The organism is Bacillus sp. ChL18 (genome assembly GCF_026241425.1).
Classification (GTDB): domain Bacteria; phylum Bacillota; class Bacilli; order Bacillales; family Bacillaceae; genus Bacillus; species Bacillus velezensis.
Genome location: NZ_JAPHWE010000002.1, coordinates 176,470 through 193,779, shown reverse-complemented (window position 1 = coordinate 193,779; position 17,310 = coordinate 176,470). Strand labels below are relative to the sequence as shown.

At 44.3% G+C, this 17,310-nt stretch carries 20 protein-coding genes; 6 read left to right on the top strand and 14 right to left on the bottom strand.

What is annotated here, in order from left to right:
* Window positions 1–80 precede the first annotated feature (80 nt).
* The 4 genes from OQ477_RS11950 to OQ477_RS11935 all read right to left on the bottom strand — a co-directional run bounded on the left by OQ477_RS11950 (window position 81) and on the right by OQ477_RS11935 (window position 2,907).
* Window positions 81–1,022, bottom strand: coding sequence for a sugar-binding transcriptional regulator (locus OQ477_RS11950; protein ID WP_004393275.1), 942 nt, complete (start codon window positions 1,020–1,022; stop codon window positions 81–83).
* Window positions 1,023–1,092: 70 nt separating this feature from the next.
* The gene (yidA, locus tag OQ477_RS11945) at window positions 1,093–1,905 is read right to left on the bottom strand and encodes a sugar-phosphatase (protein ID WP_265972603.1); all 813 of its coding nucleotides are present in this window, start codon (window positions 1,903–1,905) and stop codon (window positions 1,093–1,095) included.
* A 68-nt stretch (window positions 1,906–1,973) separates the two neighbouring features.
* On the bottom strand, window positions 1,974–2,498 hold the full coding sequence (locus OQ477_RS11940) for a hypothetical protein (protein ID WP_265972602.1): 525 nt from the start codon (window positions 2,496–2,498) through the stop codon (window positions 1,974–1,976).
* Complete coding sequence (locus OQ477_RS11935; RefSeq protein ID WP_265972600.1) at window positions 2,488–2,907, bottom strand: DUF3255 family protein; 420 nt, start codon at window positions 2,905–2,907, stop codon at window positions 2,488–2,490. Before OQ477_RS11935 ends, OQ477_RS11940 begins: the two co-directional genes overlap by 11 nt.
* Window positions 2,908–3,016: 109 nt before the next feature.
* Between OQ477_RS11935 and OQ477_RS11930 the strand changes: the two genes are divergently transcribed.
* Together OQ477_RS11930 and OQ477_RS11925 are read left to right on the top strand one after the other, a co-directional pair.
* The gene (locus OQ477_RS11930; protein WP_061861682.1) at window positions 3,017–3,403 is read left to right on the top strand and encodes a hypothetical protein; all 387 of its coding nucleotides are present in this window, start codon (window positions 3,017–3,019) and stop codon (window positions 3,401–3,403) included.
* Between the two features lie 160 nt (window positions 3,404–3,563).
* Window positions 3,564–3,926 carry a hypothetical protein gene (locus OQ477_RS11925; RefSeq protein WP_004393264.1) on the top strand — a complete coding sequence of 121 codons (363 nt, stop codon included), beginning with the start codon at window positions 3,564–3,566 and terminating at the stop codon, window positions 3,924–3,926.
* A gap of 50 nt (window positions 3,927–3,976) precedes the next feature.
* On the opposite strand, the gene OQ477_RS11920 is transcribed toward OQ477_RS11925, so the two are convergent.
* Window positions 3,977–4,369: a hypothetical protein gene (locus OQ477_RS11920; RefSeq protein WP_265972596.1), complete on the bottom strand. Its 393-nt coding sequence runs from the start codon at window positions 4,367–4,369 to the stop codon at window positions 3,977–3,979.
* Window positions 4,370–4,495: 126 nt separating this feature from the next.
* Between OQ477_RS11920 and OQ477_RS11915 the strand changes: the two genes are divergently transcribed.
* Window positions 4,496–5,458, top strand: a complete 963-nt coding sequence (locus OQ477_RS11915) for an iron-hydroxamate ABC transporter substrate-binding protein (protein WP_174737671.1) — start codon at window positions 4,496–4,498, stop codon at window positions 5,456–5,458.
* 40 nt (window positions 5,459–5,498) lie between these two features.
* Here the strand turns inward: OQ477_RS11915 and OQ477_RS11910 are convergent, their stop codons facing one another.
* The 7 genes from OQ477_RS11910 to OQ477_RS11880 form a co-directional block, all read right to left on the bottom strand.
* The gene (locus OQ477_RS11910) at window positions 5,499–5,846 is read right to left on the bottom strand and encodes a YxeA family protein (RefSeq protein WP_265972595.1); all 348 of its coding nucleotides are present in this window, start codon (window positions 5,844–5,846) and stop codon (window positions 5,499–5,501) included.
* Between the two features lie 13 nt (window positions 5,847–5,859).
* A complete protein-coding gene (gene yxdM / locus OQ477_RS11905; protein ID WP_265972593.1) occupies window positions 5,860–7,728 on the bottom strand; it encodes an ABC transporter permease YxdM in 1,869 nt (622 codons plus the stop codon).
* Entirely contained in the window at window positions 7,703–8,476 is a 774-nt protein-coding gene (yxdL, locus tag OQ477_RS11900) for an ABC transporter ATP-binding protein YxdL (protein WP_007614823.1), read from the bottom strand. Before yxdL ends, yxdM begins: the two co-directional genes overlap by 26 nt.
* Before the next feature lie 144 nt (window positions 8,477–8,620).
* On the bottom strand, window positions 8,621–9,598 hold the full coding sequence (yxdK, locus tag OQ477_RS11895; protein WP_265972592.1) for a two-component system sensor histidine kinase YxdK: 978 nt from the start codon (window positions 9,596–9,598) through the stop codon (window positions 8,621–8,623).
* The gene (gene yxdJ, locus OQ477_RS11890) at window positions 9,595–10,284 is read right to left on the bottom strand and encodes a two-component system response regulator YxdJ (RefSeq protein ID WP_032875556.1); all 690 of its coding nucleotides are present in this window, start codon (window positions 10,282–10,284) and stop codon (window positions 9,595–9,597) included. Before yxdJ ends, yxdK begins: the two co-directional genes overlap by 4 nt.
* 149 nt (window positions 10,285–10,433) lie before the next feature.
* Complete coding sequence (locus tag OQ477_RS11885) at window positions 10,434–11,873, bottom strand: HAMP domain-containing sensor histidine kinase (RefSeq protein ID WP_323054511.1); 1,440 nt, start codon at window positions 11,871–11,873, stop codon at window positions 10,434–10,436.
* Window positions 11,870–12,592, bottom strand: coding sequence for a response regulator transcription factor (locus tag OQ477_RS11880; protein ID WP_265972587.1), 723 nt, complete (start codon window positions 12,590–12,592; stop codon window positions 11,870–11,872). Before OQ477_RS11880 ends, OQ477_RS11885 begins: the two co-directional genes overlap by 4 nt.
* A 242-nt stretch (window positions 12,593–12,834) precedes the next feature.
* Between OQ477_RS11880 and OQ477_RS11875 the strand changes: the two genes are divergently transcribed.
* From OQ477_RS11875 to OQ477_RS11865, 3 genes are read left to right on the top strand one after another with little or no spacing between them, the layout of a single operon-like run.
* Window positions 12,835–13,746, top strand: a complete 912-nt coding sequence (locus OQ477_RS11875; RefSeq protein WP_265972585.1) for an ABC transporter ATP-binding protein — start codon at window positions 12,835–12,837, stop codon at window positions 13,744–13,746.
* Window positions 13,743–14,501: an ABC transporter permease gene (locus tag OQ477_RS11870; RefSeq protein WP_007614844.1), complete on the top strand. Its 759-nt coding sequence runs from the start codon at window positions 13,743–13,745 to the stop codon at window positions 14,499–14,501. Before OQ477_RS11875 ends, OQ477_RS11870 begins: the two co-directional genes overlap by 4 nt.
* A gap of 16 nt (window positions 14,502–14,517) precedes the next feature.
* On the top strand, window positions 14,518–15,252 hold the full coding sequence (locus OQ477_RS11865; protein WP_029325768.1) for an ABC transporter permease: 735 nt from the start codon (window positions 14,518–14,520) through the stop codon (window positions 15,250–15,252).
* A 255-nt stretch (window positions 15,253–15,507) separates the two neighbouring features.
* Here the strand turns inward: OQ477_RS11865 and iolJ are convergent, their stop codons facing one another.
* Both iolJ and iolI read right to left on the bottom strand, forming a co-directional pair.
* Window positions 15,508–16,380, bottom strand: coding sequence for a 6-phospho-5-dehydro-2-deoxy-D-gluconate aldolase (gene iolJ, locus OQ477_RS11860; RefSeq protein WP_265972582.1), 873 nt, complete (start codon window positions 16,378–16,380; stop codon window positions 15,508–15,510).
* 2 nt (window positions 16,381–16,382) lie between these two features.
* Window positions 16,383–17,225: a 2-keto-myo-inositol isomerase gene (iolI, locus tag OQ477_RS11855; protein WP_265972580.1), complete on the bottom strand. Its 843-nt coding sequence runs from the start codon at window positions 17,223–17,225 to the stop codon at window positions 16,383–16,385.
* Window positions 17,226–17,310: the final 85 nt, after the last annotated feature.

Here is a 17,310-nt window from a genome sequence, read left to right as displayed (position 1 = left end):
TCCTTTTTCCTAGGATACGTTTAGAATAACCGAATTTTGAACATATGTAAATTGGTAATTGAAATTATGTTCATGAATTGTCACAATTCTTGAATGAGTTTTTTGGCCGTATGCTGATCGGTAATCAAAACGTTGGCGTACTTTCCTTTCAGGGCACCGTGAATGGCCTTGCATTTTCTGCTGCCGCCCGCCACCAGAATCGAACGCTCTTTCATTTTCAAGTCGCTGAGCTCAACTCCGATCGTCCGGCCGTTAATGCTGCTGCTGCAAATCCTGCCTTCCTCGTCAAAAAAGCGCGAACAAATATCGCCGACTCCGCGTGCTTTCAGCAATTGTTTCTCTTCTTCCCGGAAATAGCCGAGTCTGAAAAGCAGCGCCTCATCCCGGACGGTTCCGACCGTAAACAGGGCGATATTGGCTTGTCTGCCCATTTCAATGATCCGCTTAATATGTCTGTCCCGCTCGACCATCTGTTTCACATCGGCGCTGTCAAATATAACCGGCAGCGGCAAATACCTCGGCATCGTCTGAAATGCTTCGGCGAACAGCTGAATCGTTTCTGACGAATACGTATTGACATTGGAATGACTGATGCCGCCTTTCAGCTGCACGACTTCAACGCTCTTTACCTGCTTCGGCTCCATGCGGCTTGCGATCTGGTACATCGTCGTCCCCCAGCTTACGCCGAGTATATCGCCGTCCTTTACGGTTTTATGCATATAGTCTGCGCCATAGCGGCTTAAGTAATGTGTAATGGCCTGGTAATCGTCGCTTGGAGAAAAGACGACGTGTGCCTCAAGCAGCCCGTATTTTTCTTCCAGCTTCGCACCGAGTTCGTCCAGATCCTCAAACGGGTCCATGACGCGAATTTGCACATACCCTTTTTCCTTTGCGTACTGAAGCAGCCTTGAAACGGTGGGGCGTGACAGATTAAGCCGTTCGGCGATCTGCTGCTGGCTGTAATCTGATTGATAATATAGTTTTGCCGCTTCTATGCTGAGCTGCTGTTTTTCACGATCCATGTCGCGCCTCCCCTCTCCGCTTATCATATCACCAAAACACGCGGTAAAAAAGCACCCTCTGATGGGGTGCCTATTTTTTCAGCACAAGCTCCTGAATCGCATGCGCCACGCCGTGTTCGTTATTTGATTTCGTTTCAAAATCGGCAATCTCCCTTACTTCCGGGATGGCATTGGCCATTGCCACACCGCAGCCGGCCCACTGAATCATGGACATGTCGTTGCCGTTATCGCCGATTGCCATGACGTCTTTCTGTTCAATGCCGAGTTTTTCGGCCAGCAGCTTGACCGCGTTTCCTTTACTGACTTTCGGGTGAAGAATCTCATGGAAGAATGGCGCGCTTTTGACCATTGTGTATGTTTCCTTGAATGATTCCGGAATGGAAGCGATCGCTTTCTCCAGCTTGTCCGGATCGTCAATGAACATGACTTTCGGAATCAGAATATCCTTCGGCACTTCATCGATCGTGCGGAAATGAAGCGGCACTTTCGTAATGTATGATTCGTATACCGTGTATTCACTGATATCCCGGTTCGGCGTGTACAGATTGGCTGTGTCAAAGTAATGCATCGGGGTATCCAGCTGTAAGCTCAGCTCGTAAAGCGACTCCAAATCTTCAAAGCCTAATGACTGCTCGGCCACGACACCGTTTGTATACGTATTTTGGACGAGTGCGCCGTTATAGGCAATCACAAAGTCGCCTTCTTCCTGTAAATTCAGCTCTTCCAAATACCGACGCACGCCGCCGATCGGCCGGCCCGTGCACAGGACGATATTGACCCCTTCCGCTTTGGCGGCATCAAGCGCCCCGCGGACTTCATCCGTCACTTCATGATGATCGTTTAATAGTGTTCCGTCCATATCTATTGCGATTAACTTGTACATCCTGCATCTCCTTTGTATCCTTTTCTACTTATGCTTTCATCATATCGTTTTTTCGTTTCAATGAAAAATCAAATGGACAAGTTTCTCCGCCTTCTCTTCGTATACCGGGCCTGCCTCCGGATGCGGGGCCGTCTTTTCCTCTTGTCAGCTTGTTCGCCGCCGTCGTCTGTTTTCTGCTTCAAGAGCATCAGCCCCGCCGCAAAGAAAGGGACGGCCGCTATGTCCAGAAGGGCAAGCTTTATTCCCATCGCTGCGGGAAAGTATGCCCATAATGAACGGCTGTTCCGCCTGATCATGATATAAGAAACGATTTCCAGAAGGATAAACAGAGCGTTCACCCACAAGTAAATGAGCATTGCCGCAAACAGAAACAGCAGAAGCGTATTCCGCAGCGTGCCGGAAAACAGAAGAGCGCGCATCATATCAAAGAATGAAAAAGACTGCATGCTGCCGTTAACGACATTGGGATTGTAAATGGTAAAACGCCCGAACTGATCAAAAAGCATAAAAAATAACCATAACAGTGAAAACCATTGAATGATATGTACGATGACACCCGTCAAAACGAGTCTGTCGGCAGCCTTATTTCTCATGTGCATCCTCCCCGCCGGTTTTTAATCTTGTCATTGTTTTTGTTTCTCCGTATATCTTCCAAATGAGCGTACCGTTTTTTCCTCTTTTCAACGTGCTTTTGACGGGGTGCGGATGTCCGAGGTATTCAATCTCGATCGTCCCGTCCGTGTTTTGTGAGATCACCTTGTACACATCTGAGGGCATGGCAACCTCGCCGCGGCCTTGAATGACCTGCTTTGTCAGCACGCTGTCTTTCGTAAACGTGACGGTTTCAGATCTGACCCCGTCCATCGGGCCCGGTTTCAGCCCCGCATCCCATGTCCCGTAATAAAAAGGGGTATCGTCTGCTTTCTTTTGCGAGCAGCCTGTTATCATGACGCATCCGAAAACAAGAACCGTCATGATGAAAATCCGTATGTTCCGCAACATGATCACCTTCCTTTGAAGCTTTTTACGCCTGTAACTTAGGCGGATGCCGTGGCACTGTGCAATTGACTACATAGTGTATAAAGACTTCACTAGATAAGGAGAATGATGAATGAACCCATATCAGTACTACACCCCATCTGCCTATTTCCCTCAGCAGCAGGAATACGAAGTGAGCCGCGTTGAGTATGAGCCGTATCAGCAGCAGGAAAGCTATTATTATGCGCCCCCTCAGTCCGAAGAGCGGCAGCCGACAGGTTTAGAACGGAGAGTTGCCCAGCTTGAAAGACAAAACGCCCAGCAAACGAGAGAGCTCACCCGCCTCTCACAAGAAGACCAGCGCCAAAACCGGGAAATCACGCGTATGAATGAGCAGATCAGACGGCTGAGCCAGTCCATTGAAATCCATACCCGCCGCTTAAACCGTTTGAATCAGCGCCTGCGCGCAGTCGAAAACAGACTCAATATTCCTTTTCACGCTACAGAAGGCGGCTTCTGAGAAAAAGGGCCGGAATACAAAGCTCGACAGGCCATCCCGAGCCTTGTATTCCGCTCTGTACATAACAGGTAAATATTTGAATCCTTTTCTTGCATGAATGCCTCTCCTATTCTTTCACATGATAAATGTGTAAAATCAATCACTCCAGGAGGTTTTCATGATGTACCAAAACCAATACAGCGGAAATCAGCTGCAGCAATGCCGCCAAACAGCACAGCAGCTTATTCAGCAGACACAGCAAAGCAGTCAGCAGTACAAGCAAATGCTCCAGCAGGAACAGCAAAACATCCAAATGCTTCAGCAGATGCTTAACCATGAACAGCATGCCGTTCATACCATTCAGCAAGCGCTGCAGGGGCATGAACTGGCCATTCAGAAATGCCAGCAAATCGTGAATGTGTGCAATCAGCTTCAGCAGGAAGTAAGCGGACACATGCCTGCACCGATGGCAAACGCTAATGTTTCTTCATTCCCGCAAACACAGCATCACACACCGTTTCAGCAGCATTCATACCAGCAATAGGCCGGTCATGCAAATGACAAAGCGCGAGATACCGGCTTTGTCATTTGTTTTTATCTCTGTTTTGTCAGATCAATGCGATGAGCGGGTTGTCCGCCGAATTTTGCTTCAGCCTCATGCCTTACCGCTTCAAACGCTCTTGCTTCGACGTTTTGTTTAAACACATCAAGCTGTATCAAATAAGCCGCCCGCACTTTCAGCCCGTGGATAATGGAGATGACCCATAAAGGCAGCACGATATACACGCCCGGCGTGCTCGGCAGCACAAAAGCAATTGCTAAAATAATAAAATAGATAAGTCCGTATTTCAGCCATTTTTTGTTCTTGGCCCGGTAGCCGATATAGAAAAAGGCCAAGAAAGCGGTCAGCGCAAACGGCGCAAAAGTCAGCAGCAGCCACCAGCTGTGCAGCACTTCCCACCAAGTCCCTCTTTTCGTAATCAACATTCATTCCTCCTTTACTACTATAACATGGATAATCAAGGAAGGTTTTCTATAAAAAACATAGACGGAATGACGTCTTCCTGCTATATTAATAATGATAATCATTATCACTGAAATAGGGGGATCATTATGAAGAAACAATCATGGCTGATCGGCCTGGCACTTCTGCTTGTTTTCGCATTAAGCGCTTGCAGCGGCGCGAAGGAAAACAACGGATCGGCATCAGGCAAAGGAAAGACAGACATGCGTACATATGAATCAACAAAAGGAAATATTGACATACCCGCACATCCGAAGCGGATCGTCACTGACTTTTATGCGGGTGAGCTGCTGTCCGTTGACGCAAATGTCGTCGGGGCGGGCTCATGGACTTTCAAAAATCCGTTTATCAAAAAACAGCTGAAAAACATTACTGACATCGGCAATCCCGTCAATGTGGAGAAAGTGATGCAGCTGAAGCCTGATTTAATCGTGCTGATGAAGGAAGACCAATACGAGAAACTATCAAAAATCGCGCCGACGATTGTCATTCCTTTTAACACCGCAAAGAATACGAAAGATACGGTCAGCCTATTCGGCGACATCGCCGGGGCGAAGGATAAAGCCAAAAGCTTTATGGCAGACTTCAACAAAAAAGCCGAAGCGAATCAAAAGCGCCTCAAAAACGTGATCGGCAAAGACGAGACAGTCGGCCTATATGAAACGACGGATAAAGGCGAGATCTGGGTTTTCAATGACAATTCCGGCCGCGGCGGCCAAGCCGTTTATAACGCGCTCGGATTGAAAGCGCCGGCCAAAATTGAAAAAAACATCATGAAAACGGGCGCCATGAAACAGGTTTCCCAAGAGGTCATCCCTCAATATGCGGCTGATTATATGTTCATTACCGATTACAATCCGAATGGAAAAAGCAAAACATTTGAGCGTCTGAAAGATTCATCCGTTTGGAAAAATCTCGATGCCGTAAAACACAATCGTGTCTTTATCAACGATTTCAACACCTTCTATCCGTATGACCCGATTGCCGTCAGCAAACAGATGGATATCATCACCGACATGCTGATCAAACGGGCTGAAGAAAATAAAAAATAAAAAAAGCGGCACAGTCATGACACTGTGCCGTTTTTCCTGTTCACTTTAATTTTGACTGTACGGAGCCCGGTATATCTTCAAATCTGACTTCTTCCCAGGTCTCGACATACTTTCCTTTCGCCTTCACCTTCAAATACGCGTTCTTTCGAAGGTCTTTCCCGGCGAAAAAGGTCACTTCTTCTTTTTTCCCGGATGCGTTGTATCCGTCTAATGTATACTCAGTACCGCCCGGGCTAAGATGTTTGCCATCTCGATCAATCTGTACATAAACATCTTGCTGGTGAATAAACGGATTAAATCGGTCTGTAACATCATTATGAAAAAAGAGAAGTCCGTATATGACGGCAGCGGCCGCCAAGACGGCCAGGATTGCCAATGCTTTTTTCATCTTTGCACTCCCCTTACTTGTTCATTTTTTTCAAATAGCTTGTCCGCACCGCGAGGAAGAATAGAAGCTGAAAGATGAAAAACCCTCCGATGGTCAGACTGAGCGGCCCCGCTACATCGGAATAGCCTTCCACGGCCAATGTTCTCAAAGCAAACAGCGTATGCATGACGGCAATGACAAATGGGAAGAAGAACAAAATCGCCAATTGTATCGTTACGCTTTGTGCCATTTCACGCTCACTCAGGCCGATTTTGGCCAATGAACGGTAGCGCTCCCTGTCTTCATCTAAATCGGTGAACAGCCTGAAATATAAGAAACTTGCTGCCGCGACAAAGAAGACGATCGCGATAAACAGGCCGATGAATAAACTCAGGCTCGGCAGCTGAACCGTATCATAGTACGTCCCGGCTTTTGCCATAAAATCAGAATGGACATCGATATAGTTGCCGTAAATCTCATTTTTCAAGGATTGGCTGATCCCAAGACTGTCTTTCCAATGATCATAGCTGTAGCCGTATAATGACGCTTTCTCACCGAGTGATTTCAGCTGATCAAAGGTTTGATCGTTCACCGCGATGATGGCATTCAATGAGATCAGCGGTTTTTTGACTTCTTTTACCGTCAGTTTTTGGTCAGACGGCTTGCCTTTTTGGTTCAGCAGCTTCAGCTGATCCGGCGCTTCGTTTTTGAAATTGCGGTCATACGTGCCCGGGAAATAGACGGCCTCACCATGTTTCAGGCCGTTTAGATTAACATGGAAGTACTTCGCCGCCTCCGATTCGCTGATCATGTAAACAGGCGGAACAGCATCTCCTTCCTGATAGCGGACATAGGAAACATTTATTTTGTCTTTCTTATACGTAAAGCCGTGTGTTTTCAGTTCATGGTCAATATCTTTCAAATGAGTCTTTTCTTTTGGATTATTGCTGAAAGATACATACTCCATCTCATAGGCGGACTCTTCCGCCCCGACGGTCGATTTGTACATTGCGAGCACGCCTGTCGCCGTAAAGGCTACCGCGGAAATAATGCTGACGATAAAGAACAGGCGGGCGTTGTCTTTTAAACGATAGACAAGATCAGAAACCCAAATGACATTTTTCCCGCGCAGATAAAAGGTTTTCCACTTCTTCAGCGCGCGTAGAATCCAGATGCTGCTTTGGCTGAAAAAGAAATACGTGCCGATGACGGTAAGCAGTAAAATGATGAACGGCTCGGTCCCGTGGACATTGCCTTTCAGAACCATGCCGTACCCGCCGCAAAGACAGGCGATGCCGAATAAGGACAGAAGCACGGACGGCTTCGGCTTCGGCTTGATTTTGTCAGTGCCCTTTATTAATTTGATCACCGTATTTGATCTGACAAAAAGGATCGTGAACTGCGATAAAAGGAAAAATAAGAGCAGAAATCCGCCGGCTGTAATGCCGAGCGCTTTCCAAGGCATATACAGAGGCAGCGCGTCCATTTCTAATATATAAGCGCCGACCGTAAAGAACGTTTTCGAAAAAATGAAGCCTCCGATAATCCCGGCTGCGATCGACATGACGCCGATGATCATGTTTTCCGCCGTAATGAGCTTTCTCAGCTGCACCGGCGTAATACCCTGCATCAGCAGAATACCGAATTCTTTATTTCTCGATTTCAAAAATGCGTTAACCGAATACAGAACAAATAAGAAAGAAAAAACAAAGATCATCCATTCCGCGGCGGTTAAGCCTTTTCTGGCGATGTTATTCAGGTAGCCTTCCTTTAGTGCCGGATGAAACAGGAACATCGCAAAGGTAAAGAAAATCAAAACGGAAAAAGCGCTGCTCAAGAAGAATGCAAGATAGGCCCTTTTGTTTCTCGTGACGTTTTTATAAGCGAACTGAAGAAAGGTCATTTGCGTTTCCCCCCAGCATAGACAGCACATCAAGAATCTGCTCATAAAAGACTTGGCGGTTTTCCCCGCGGTAAATCTCATTAAACAGTTCGCCGTCTTTTATAAAGATGACGCGGCGGCAGTAGCTTGCCGCAACCGGATCGTGGGTCACCATCAAAGCCGTGATATGATCATCCTGATTCAGGCTCTGCATCGTTTCCATGACGTCTTTTGACGCTTTGGAATCAAGGTTTCCCGTCGGTTCATCGGCCAGAATGAGTGACGGCTTATGAATGACCGCCCTTGCGATGGCGGCCCGCTGGCGCTGTCCGCCGGATACTTCAAACGTCCGTTTGTTGAGCAGGTCTTCGATTCCGAGCTTTGCCGCGATGCCGTGCAGTTTTTCTTCCATGACAGACGGCGCTTCTTTTTCAAGCGTTAACGGCAGCATGATATTTTCACCGATTGTCAGTGTGTCCAGAAGGTTGAAATCCTGAAACACAAATCCGAGCTGCTTGCGGCGGAAATGAGCGAGCTTTGTCCGCTTCAGCCGGTGCGGGTTTTCTCCGTGAATCAGGATATCGCCTGAATCCGGACGGTCAATCGTTGAAATGATATTCAAAAGCGTTGTTTTTCCGGAGCCGGACGGTCCCATCACCGCCGTGAACCCGCCTTCTTCTATTGAAAACGAAATTTGTTTTAAAGCTTGATAGGACACTTGTCCTTTATAGGTTTTATTTATATGTTTGACTTCAAGCATATTCGCCATGAAAATCCTCCTTATGGTTTTATTCTTGTTGATCTGGGCTTCTTTCATGTAGTGCCGGGACGTTCAGCATAAAAAATCCCCTTGACATAAATCCATGTTATCAAGGGGAAACAGAACGAGCTATGTTGTTTTCTTAACGCAGTCTTACATTTTTGTAAGAAATGAAAATCGGACCGATGTCCCTTCACCGGCGGACGAAGTGATGTCCACCGTGTGATTGAGCTTGCCCGTAATTTCTTTGACGAGATGGAGGCCGATTCCCGTAGATTCTTGGAAACGCCGTCCGTTTTCGCCGGTGTAATAAGGGTCAAACACCCGCTTGATGTCCTGCGAGGGAATCCCGACACCGTAATCTTTGACTTCAAGCACCGTCCTGTCTTCATCGCGGAAGACATTCAGCTCCAGTCTGTCACTCTTGCCTGCCGAATACTTGACCGCATTTGTGACCACTTGGCCGATCGCAAATTTGAGCCATTTCGCATCGGTGTAAATCTGATGATTATCGCGAATGTCCATTTTCGGATAGACGCGGTATTGAATAAAAAATCGTTTATAGCTTTGAATGACCGATTGGAGAAGCGCTGATAAGGAAACCGCTTCGACTTTAAAATCCCGCTCAAACAGGTCGAGCCTTGAAGAATAAAGAAGCGTCTCCAGCCCGAATTCAATCTGCCGAACCTCTTTTTTGATTTGTTCAAAGACGGGCTCATCCTCTTCCTGAATGATTAAATTAATGACTGACAGCGGCGTCTTTACTTGGTGCACCCATTGGTTCATATACGTCACTCGCGCCTCGAGCTTGGCTTCGGTCTCATGGAGCTTCTGGTGCTGCAGCCGGATCAGCTCCATCTGCTTTTCATACAGCTCTGAACAAAACACTGAAGAACCGAGATACGGGATGTCCGTCCCTTCCTGCTCCGAGCTGAGCCAATGATACACGCTGCGGTCTTTGTACCAGCGATAGGCAAGATACCCCGCTAAAATAAGAAGCTGCACGCCCAATATGTAAAACAGGTGAGAAAAAGAATGAAGACCCGCAAACCAGTAATAAAAGAAGACAAACAGCCCTTGAAGGAGAAAAAGCAGGATCAGCACGGCATGAGACCGGAGAAACAGCTTCATGACAGCGCCCTCAGCTGGTAGCCTTCGCCCCGCACCGATTCAATGGAAACAGGCGCATTCAGCTCCCGCAGTTTTTTTCTGAGCCGCGTGATATACACGTTAAGCGTATTATCATCGACGAAAATGTCGGTGTCCCACGTTTTTTCCATGAGCCGGTCCCGACTCGTCACCTTTTCTCCCCGCTCCAGCAGCACTTCCAAAAGCTTGCTTTCTTTTTTAGAAAGCTCGCTTTTTTCGTCCTGAAAGCGCAGTTCAAACCGTTCCACAAAGAGCTGCACACCGGCATATTCAACCACTTTCTCTCCCTGCTTGGCGGCGTACTCTCCGTATGCCCTGCGGATCTGGCTTTTGATTTTCGCCAGCACAATATCATAAGAAAACGGTTTTTCGATATAATCATCTCCGCCGTTTTCAATCGCCATCACCTGATCCATTTCCCCGCTTCTGGCTGAGATGAAAATGATCGGGCTTGTAGAATGCTGGCGGATCTGGCGGCACCAATAATAGCCGTCATAAGACGGCAGATTGATATCAAGCAGCACCACATCAGGCTTTTCCCGCAAAAAAACATCAAGAACAGCCGTGAAATCCGCGGCGGCCACGGTTTGATATCCGTATTTTTCAAGGTAATTCTGCAATAGTCCGCGAATGTCTTCACTATCTTCCACAATCATGATTTTATTCATGCAACCATCCTCCAAAAGGATACGGCTTTTCTGAGCCCTCATTATTTGATGCCCCCATCATAATGCTTTCATCGGTTCTCTGCAACATGAGAAAGCGGGCCTTTATAAAAGACCCGCTTCTCCCTTTCTCAATGTAAGATCGATTATTTCTAATTGACATTGTTATACTTAGATGGCGGACTCGGAAAGGTAATTTTAAATCTTGTGCCAATTCCCGGCTGACTATATATATCAATATTTCCCCCATGTGCCTTGATAATTTGTTGAGCAATAGCCATTCCTAATCCAGTCCCTGAGTTATTTGACGTAGCGCTTGTCCCTCTGAAATACCGATCAAATAAACATTCGACCGTCTCTTCGTCCATTCCTATCCCATCGTCTTCTATTATAATTTGTATTTCATTGTCATGTAACACGTCCTGATATAATATGATCTTTATTTTAGTGCCCGGAGGATTATGTTTAATACAATTAGCAATCAAGTTTTCAACTGCGCGCTTTAGGTACCTTTCATCCATATTAAAAAGTATCTTATTGTGACTGGATTCTAAAGCGAATCTCTTATTTTCTGACTCCGGTAGCAGCTTCATTTTTTCTAAAGTGTCATGAATTACTTTCACTACGTTTTTTTCTTCAAGATGGATTGGAAGCGACTCATTTTTCAATTGAAAAGTTAAGTTGAAATCTTCAATCAGCTTTTCCATATATTCTACACGTTCTTCCATTATTAAGGAAAAATCACGCACTTGCTGATTTTCCCAATCATATTCATTTGAAGATAAAAGAACCGTATATCCCTTAATAACCGAAAGAGGGGTTTTTAAATCATGTGAGACACCGGCCATCCACTCTTCTCGTGTCTTTTCCAATAATTCTCGCTCAGCCTTATTCCTTTGAAGCGTTGAGGTAAGTTCAGACAGAGCCTGCATTAATTCTTGATAGGTCTTATATCCAGATTTATTATGTCTATATTTGCTTGAATGAAACTTCCAATCATAAGGTTCTTCATATTTTTCTTTAGACAAATTCTCAATCCAAGATACAATAAACAGCAGGGGAGCACCTAGTTTTTTTCCGTAAAATATTGCAATTACAATCCCTGCCATAATAATAGAAACTATCCACAAGTTATTCACCCAATAGAAAAAAGGGTTATTTTTTTCCATCGGCTTTCCCAATACCCATGTTAAATCCTGATTGTTTTTCGTTTCGTACCACGTAGATAATTGATAACCTTTTTTGGCAGGATACATGTAATCTGATATTAACTCTCCAAGAATATAATGCTTAGGTATATTTTGAGGTTTATTAAAAGAAAAAACCTGATCTCCTTGTTCATCTAAAATTTGAATCCACATTCGGTTCTCTAATAAATCTTCTTTTGCTTTCGTATTTATTGAAAATTGTTTATCTGCAACAACTGTTTGGTCAACAATTTTTTTTAAGGATAAGTGCGGCGTTTCCATTTTATTCTGACCTAAGGCGAGGCTGAAAAATATGATACTGCCCACAATGAGCAGACCCCAAATAAACATGAGTAAAAAAAGTCTCGATACGAAGTAAAATGCTATCCTATTTCTCAGCTTCAAAATAAATCCTCATCTATAGGCTCTGCTTCAAATATATAGCCCTGTCCTCGAACCGTTTTAATCCATCTAGGTCTGCTCGGGTCTTCCTCTAATTTTTCACGTAATCGTCTTACATGTACCATTACAGTACTATCTCCGCCATAAAACTCCCCCCACACATCTTTATAAATTTGGTGTTTACTTAAAATTTGATTGGGATGTTCACAGAAATAAATCAGAAGTTTCATTTCCTGAGCAGGGCAATCGATTCTTGTCCCGTTAACAACAAGTCTTCCGGTATTGGGATCTATTTTAAAATATTCATAATCGTATACCTGTTTTAGAGGGTAAGCAGAAGAGAGTTGAGTCATTCTCTTTAATTGGGCTTTTACACGAGCTACAATTTCCAGTGGATTAAATGGTTTAGTAATATAGTCATCTCCCCCAAAACTAAACCCTTGCAATTTATCTAAATCTGTTGTTTTTGCCGTTAAGAAGAGTATCGGCACATTTGTATGCGAGCGTATTTTGCTGCATAAGGTGAAGCCATCAGTGTCCGGAAGCATGACATCTAATAAAATAATATTCGGAAGTTCCTGATCGATTTTCAGAAGGGTTTCGCTCCCTGTCATAGCTGTGGAAATATTGCTGAAACCTTCCTTTTCAAAGCAAGTTATTAATAAGTTTAAGATATGTTCGTCATCATCCACCATGAGGATTTTGTTCTCTTCTAACGTCATAAGTTACCCTCCTTTTTATTTCTTATTTTATATGAGATCAATGACATAAAGGTCAGAAAAGGAAAGAATTTAACTTTCGTTAAGGGTTCAGAATATTCTTTTAAATTTTTAACCTTGATATTCAGGGATCAATATAACTACATACAGAAAATAAACCAGGGATGTCGTTAAGTGAATGTTTAGGAAGAGTTTCGTTTGTGTTTAAAGAACATCGCTTATGATAAAAGTGAGGTGAGAGACAAATGAATGATCAAATAGTGGTAACACACGATCTAACTAAAAAGTATAAAAAGCATACTTCTGTTGATGGATTAAACTTAAGGATTAGGCGCGGCGAAATTTATGGTTTTCTTGGACCGAATGGTGCTGGTAAAACAACAACCATCCGAATGTTATTAGGTTTAATTAAACCAACAAAAGGAAACATCGAAATCTTTGGCCAAAACCTAAACAAGAATCGTTTGCAGATATTGCAAAGAATCGGGTCACTGGTAGAATCTCCAACTTATTATGGTAATTTAACAGGTTACGAAAACTTAGAAACTGTTAGGAGGTTACGAGGACTTCCGGAACAACGGGTCAATGAAGTATTGGAAACTGTAAGGTTATCTAAAGTAGCAAATCGACTGACTAAGGAGTATTCCCTTGGAATGAAACAACGTTTGGGAATTGCAGTTGCCCTGTTAAGCAGTCCTGATTTATTAATTCTGGATGAACCGACAAACGGTTTAGATCCATCCGGTATCCAAGAAATAAGAGAGCTAATTAAAGAATTGCCTAAATCGGGAATGAGTGTTATTGTATCCAGCCACTTATTGAGTGAAATAGATCAAATGGCTACTCAAGTGGGAATTATCAACAATGGAAGGATGATTTTTCAGGACTCGATTGCAAGTTTACATCAAAAACGAAAACCACTATTAAAAGTCGGTGTTAGTGACGTAATCGAAGCAAAAACAATACTAAACAGGAAAGGATTAAAGGTTGATTTACAAAAAAATTATTTGTGGCTGTCTCAAACAGAACCGGAATTTGTTTCAGAAATCAATTCCATACTTCTTCATTCAGGGCTGTCTGTATTTCGACTTGAAGAAAAGACACGATCGCTTGAGGATATTTTTTTAGAATTAACTGGTACAGAGGGAAGTCTATGAAAAAGTTATTATGGGCAGATCAATTAAAACTGAAACGTTCGTCGTTATTGATTGTAGTCTTATTGGTTCCCTTACTCATTATAGCATATGAGTTGGTAAATCTTACTTATCGATCTGAATACGTGGAAAAACAAGCTGAAATGTTCCATGCTGGATCAATGTGGATGTATTTACTGTATGATAACAGTTTGTTATTTGGTCTGGGTTTTCCATTAGCCGCCACACTTTCTGCGTCAATAATAGCAAATATAGAGCATCAAGCAAACGGATGGAAGCAAACCCTTTCTTTTCCTGTATCTAGAATGCGAATTTATGTAAGTAAATTTATTTGCTTAGTAGTCAGTTTATTTATTTCGTCAACAATCTTCTTGCTCGGCATGGTACTGCTGGGCAAACTGGTAGGATTCGAAGGTAGTGTACCTTGGGGACTTTTGTTTGGAGATAGTTACAGCATGTTAGTTACAGTACTGCCTATAATGGCATTCCAGATATGGTTATCTATGGTGTTTAGCAACCAGGCATTCTCAATTCTTGTAGGATCAGTATCATCTATAATGGGTTTGTTTTTGGCAGCTGCTCAATCAACGAGATGGTTTCCGCTTGCTTATCCTAGTCAATCTTCGACAGTCATTCTGCAGTATGAAGGGATAGGATATAACCCAGATCTTTCATCTTACCTTTGCATTAGCCTTTTCTTAGGGATAATTATATTATTTCTAGGCTCTATTCATTTTGCTAAACGGGATGCTTTGTAAAAAGGAGGCGAAATACTTGAAAAACATTTTATTTGTAGAACGTTTAAAGCTTAAGCGATCAAAGTTATGGATCATCTATTTATTAGGGCCTTTGTTAGGTGTATCCCTGGCATACACTAACTTTATTAAAAACTATAACCTTTTTATGAATCCTGGAGACAATCCCTGGGTAGAGGCTTGGACACAAGTTGCCTTATTTATGGGCCCTTTTGTATTGCCTATCGTAGTGGGAATTTTCGCCGCCCTTGTTTGCAGGGGGGAACATGTAGGAGGCGGTTGGAAACAGCTTCTAGCCTTACCAGTCAAACACTCAGATATCTTTCTGGGAAAGTTTCTAACAGTGGTCCGCATGATATTCATTAGTATGTTCATTTTAATCCTCTTATTTATTGGATTCGGTTATATGTTAGGCATAAGCGGGACTCTTCCTTTACTTACAATTCTAGGTTATGGAATTAGAGGGATCTTAGCTTGTTTACCATTAATTTTATTGCAGCTTATTGTTTCAATCAGGTCTAAAACATTTGGCATACCACTCGCTGTTAGCATTGTTTTTACATTACCGGCCATTATTATTGCCAGTACACCATTAGGTCAAGTATATCCATGGACACAGCCTATGTTAGCAATGTCACCCGAAGATGAATCACCGATTCAATCAAACTTCCTATTTTACTCAATTATGGTAATAACATGTCTCGGTCTCCTGGTTTACGGAATAAGAACTTTTACTAAACGAGACCTTACGTAGGGTATATGCGGTATAAACTTATGAGAATTCGAGACAAGGTAATAATGAAATCACTGCGAAAGCCAAAAATACATGACTTATAGATTATTTTAACAAAAAAGAAAGTTACCGACGTCATCGATAAGAAAAGGATAATAACGAATTCTAGTTTTCATAACTATAGTAAACGAGGGGGCAAGCTGTATACTTTGGTGAAACGTGAGAAGGAAATAAACGGAAAGACGAAAGCACTCACGATGTTGTGAGTGCTTTTCATCAGCCGACCTGCTGCTTTACGGCTTTACCGGCTGATCCGAACTCTCTCATTTTGCTTCGCACTGTCTCTTCCACGGCTTCAATGCCGGGTGTCATGTAGCCGCGCGGTTCGTACAGATCTCCGTTTTCCTGAAACATGCGGCGTGTTTCGTCTGTCCAGGCTACCATACATTCCGTGTTGATATTGATCTTCGCGTGGCCGAGCGTGATGGCTTTTTTGATCTGATCCTGCGGAATCCCGGATGCCCCGTGAAGAACGAGAGGAATATCAGTCATGCGGGAGATAGCCTCCATTTCTTTAAATCCGAGATTCGGTTCACCTTGATATTTGCCGTGGACGGAGCCGAGGGCGGCGGCCAGCGCGTCGATATTGGTTTCTTTGACGATCCGCTCACATTCGGCGACATCGGCATAGCGGACCCCGCCGACCAGCCCGTCTTCCATGCCGCCGACCGTACCGACTTCTGCTTCTACTGAGACGCCGTGCTTTGCGGCATAGTCGGTAACTTCTTTTGTCATCGCGATGTTCTCATCAATCGGATGATGGGAGCCGTCAATCATCACTGAGCTGAATCCCGCGTCAATGGCCTGTCTGCAGCGTTCCGCACTGCTTCCGTGATCAAGATGGAGCACGACGGGAACGGTAATCGCCATTTCTTCCATTAACGTGCCGACCATGGCGGAAATCGTTTTAAATCCGCCTAAATAGTCGACCAGACGATCGGAAGCCGCGGCGATGACCGGCGATTGCTCCTTTTGCGCCGCCTGCAGAATCGCCTTCGTCCATTGGAGGCCGTTGATATTAAACTGGCCGACTGCATAATGCTCCCGTTTCGCTTCTGCAAGAAGATGTTTCATGGTGACAAAAGCCATGTTCACGCCTCCTTCATGAAGTATTTTGATACGACGGCTTCCGTTGTTTCCTTTGCCGTTTTGATCGTTTCCTCCGCAGTCAGCTTATAATATTCAGGTCTGAACAGCTCTACGGAGACAACATCATTGAATCCGATTTCTTTTAACGCTGACAGATGGGCGTCTAAGTCAATCGCACCCTGCCCAGGCCAGACGCGGTCTTCATCCGTTAAAAAGCCGATCGGAAAGTCTTCTGTATCGTCGATATGATAGATGAAAATTTTCTTTCCGTCCGCCTGCTTCAAACTCTCAATATTGGAGCCCATCGCGTGGAAATGGAAGCTGTCAAACACCAGTCCGACATTATCGCGGCCGACAGCGTTCACGATGTCATACGCCTGTTCAAATGTATTGACCGTACATTGCGGGTGGCCGACAAATTCAAGGGCAATGTTTACGCCGTACGGCTCCGCGATGTCCGAAAGCTCAGTCAGCACCTCTATGCTGCTCTTTTTGATCTCTTCTTTCAAGATTTTCCGCTCTGTCACAAGCGGCACGGCCACCACATATTTCACGCCGAGCGTCCTGCAGGTTTCCATCATGCTTTTGAATTCCGAAATGATCTCCCTATAGCCCTTCTCATCACGGTTGTTGAAGAAAACCAGTGCGTTCAGGGCAAGCGGTTTAATGTGATGGGTTCGAAAATATTCCGCCAGATCGGCCAGTGAATGGTCTTTTAAGTATTCCGGCAGCTTATCTATTGTGCGGATTTCAATATAATCATAGCCGTGCTTTTCGCACAGTTCTAAATCCTGTTTCAGGTTTGAATTCTCCAGCGTAGTCGCTTCATTAAAGCAAAGTTTCATGTCAGCCTCTCCCATCCGCGTTTTCGATATGAAGGGAGTCCGGCAGGAGGGCTTGTTTGCCCCGCTCCGCCGAACTCCATACTCA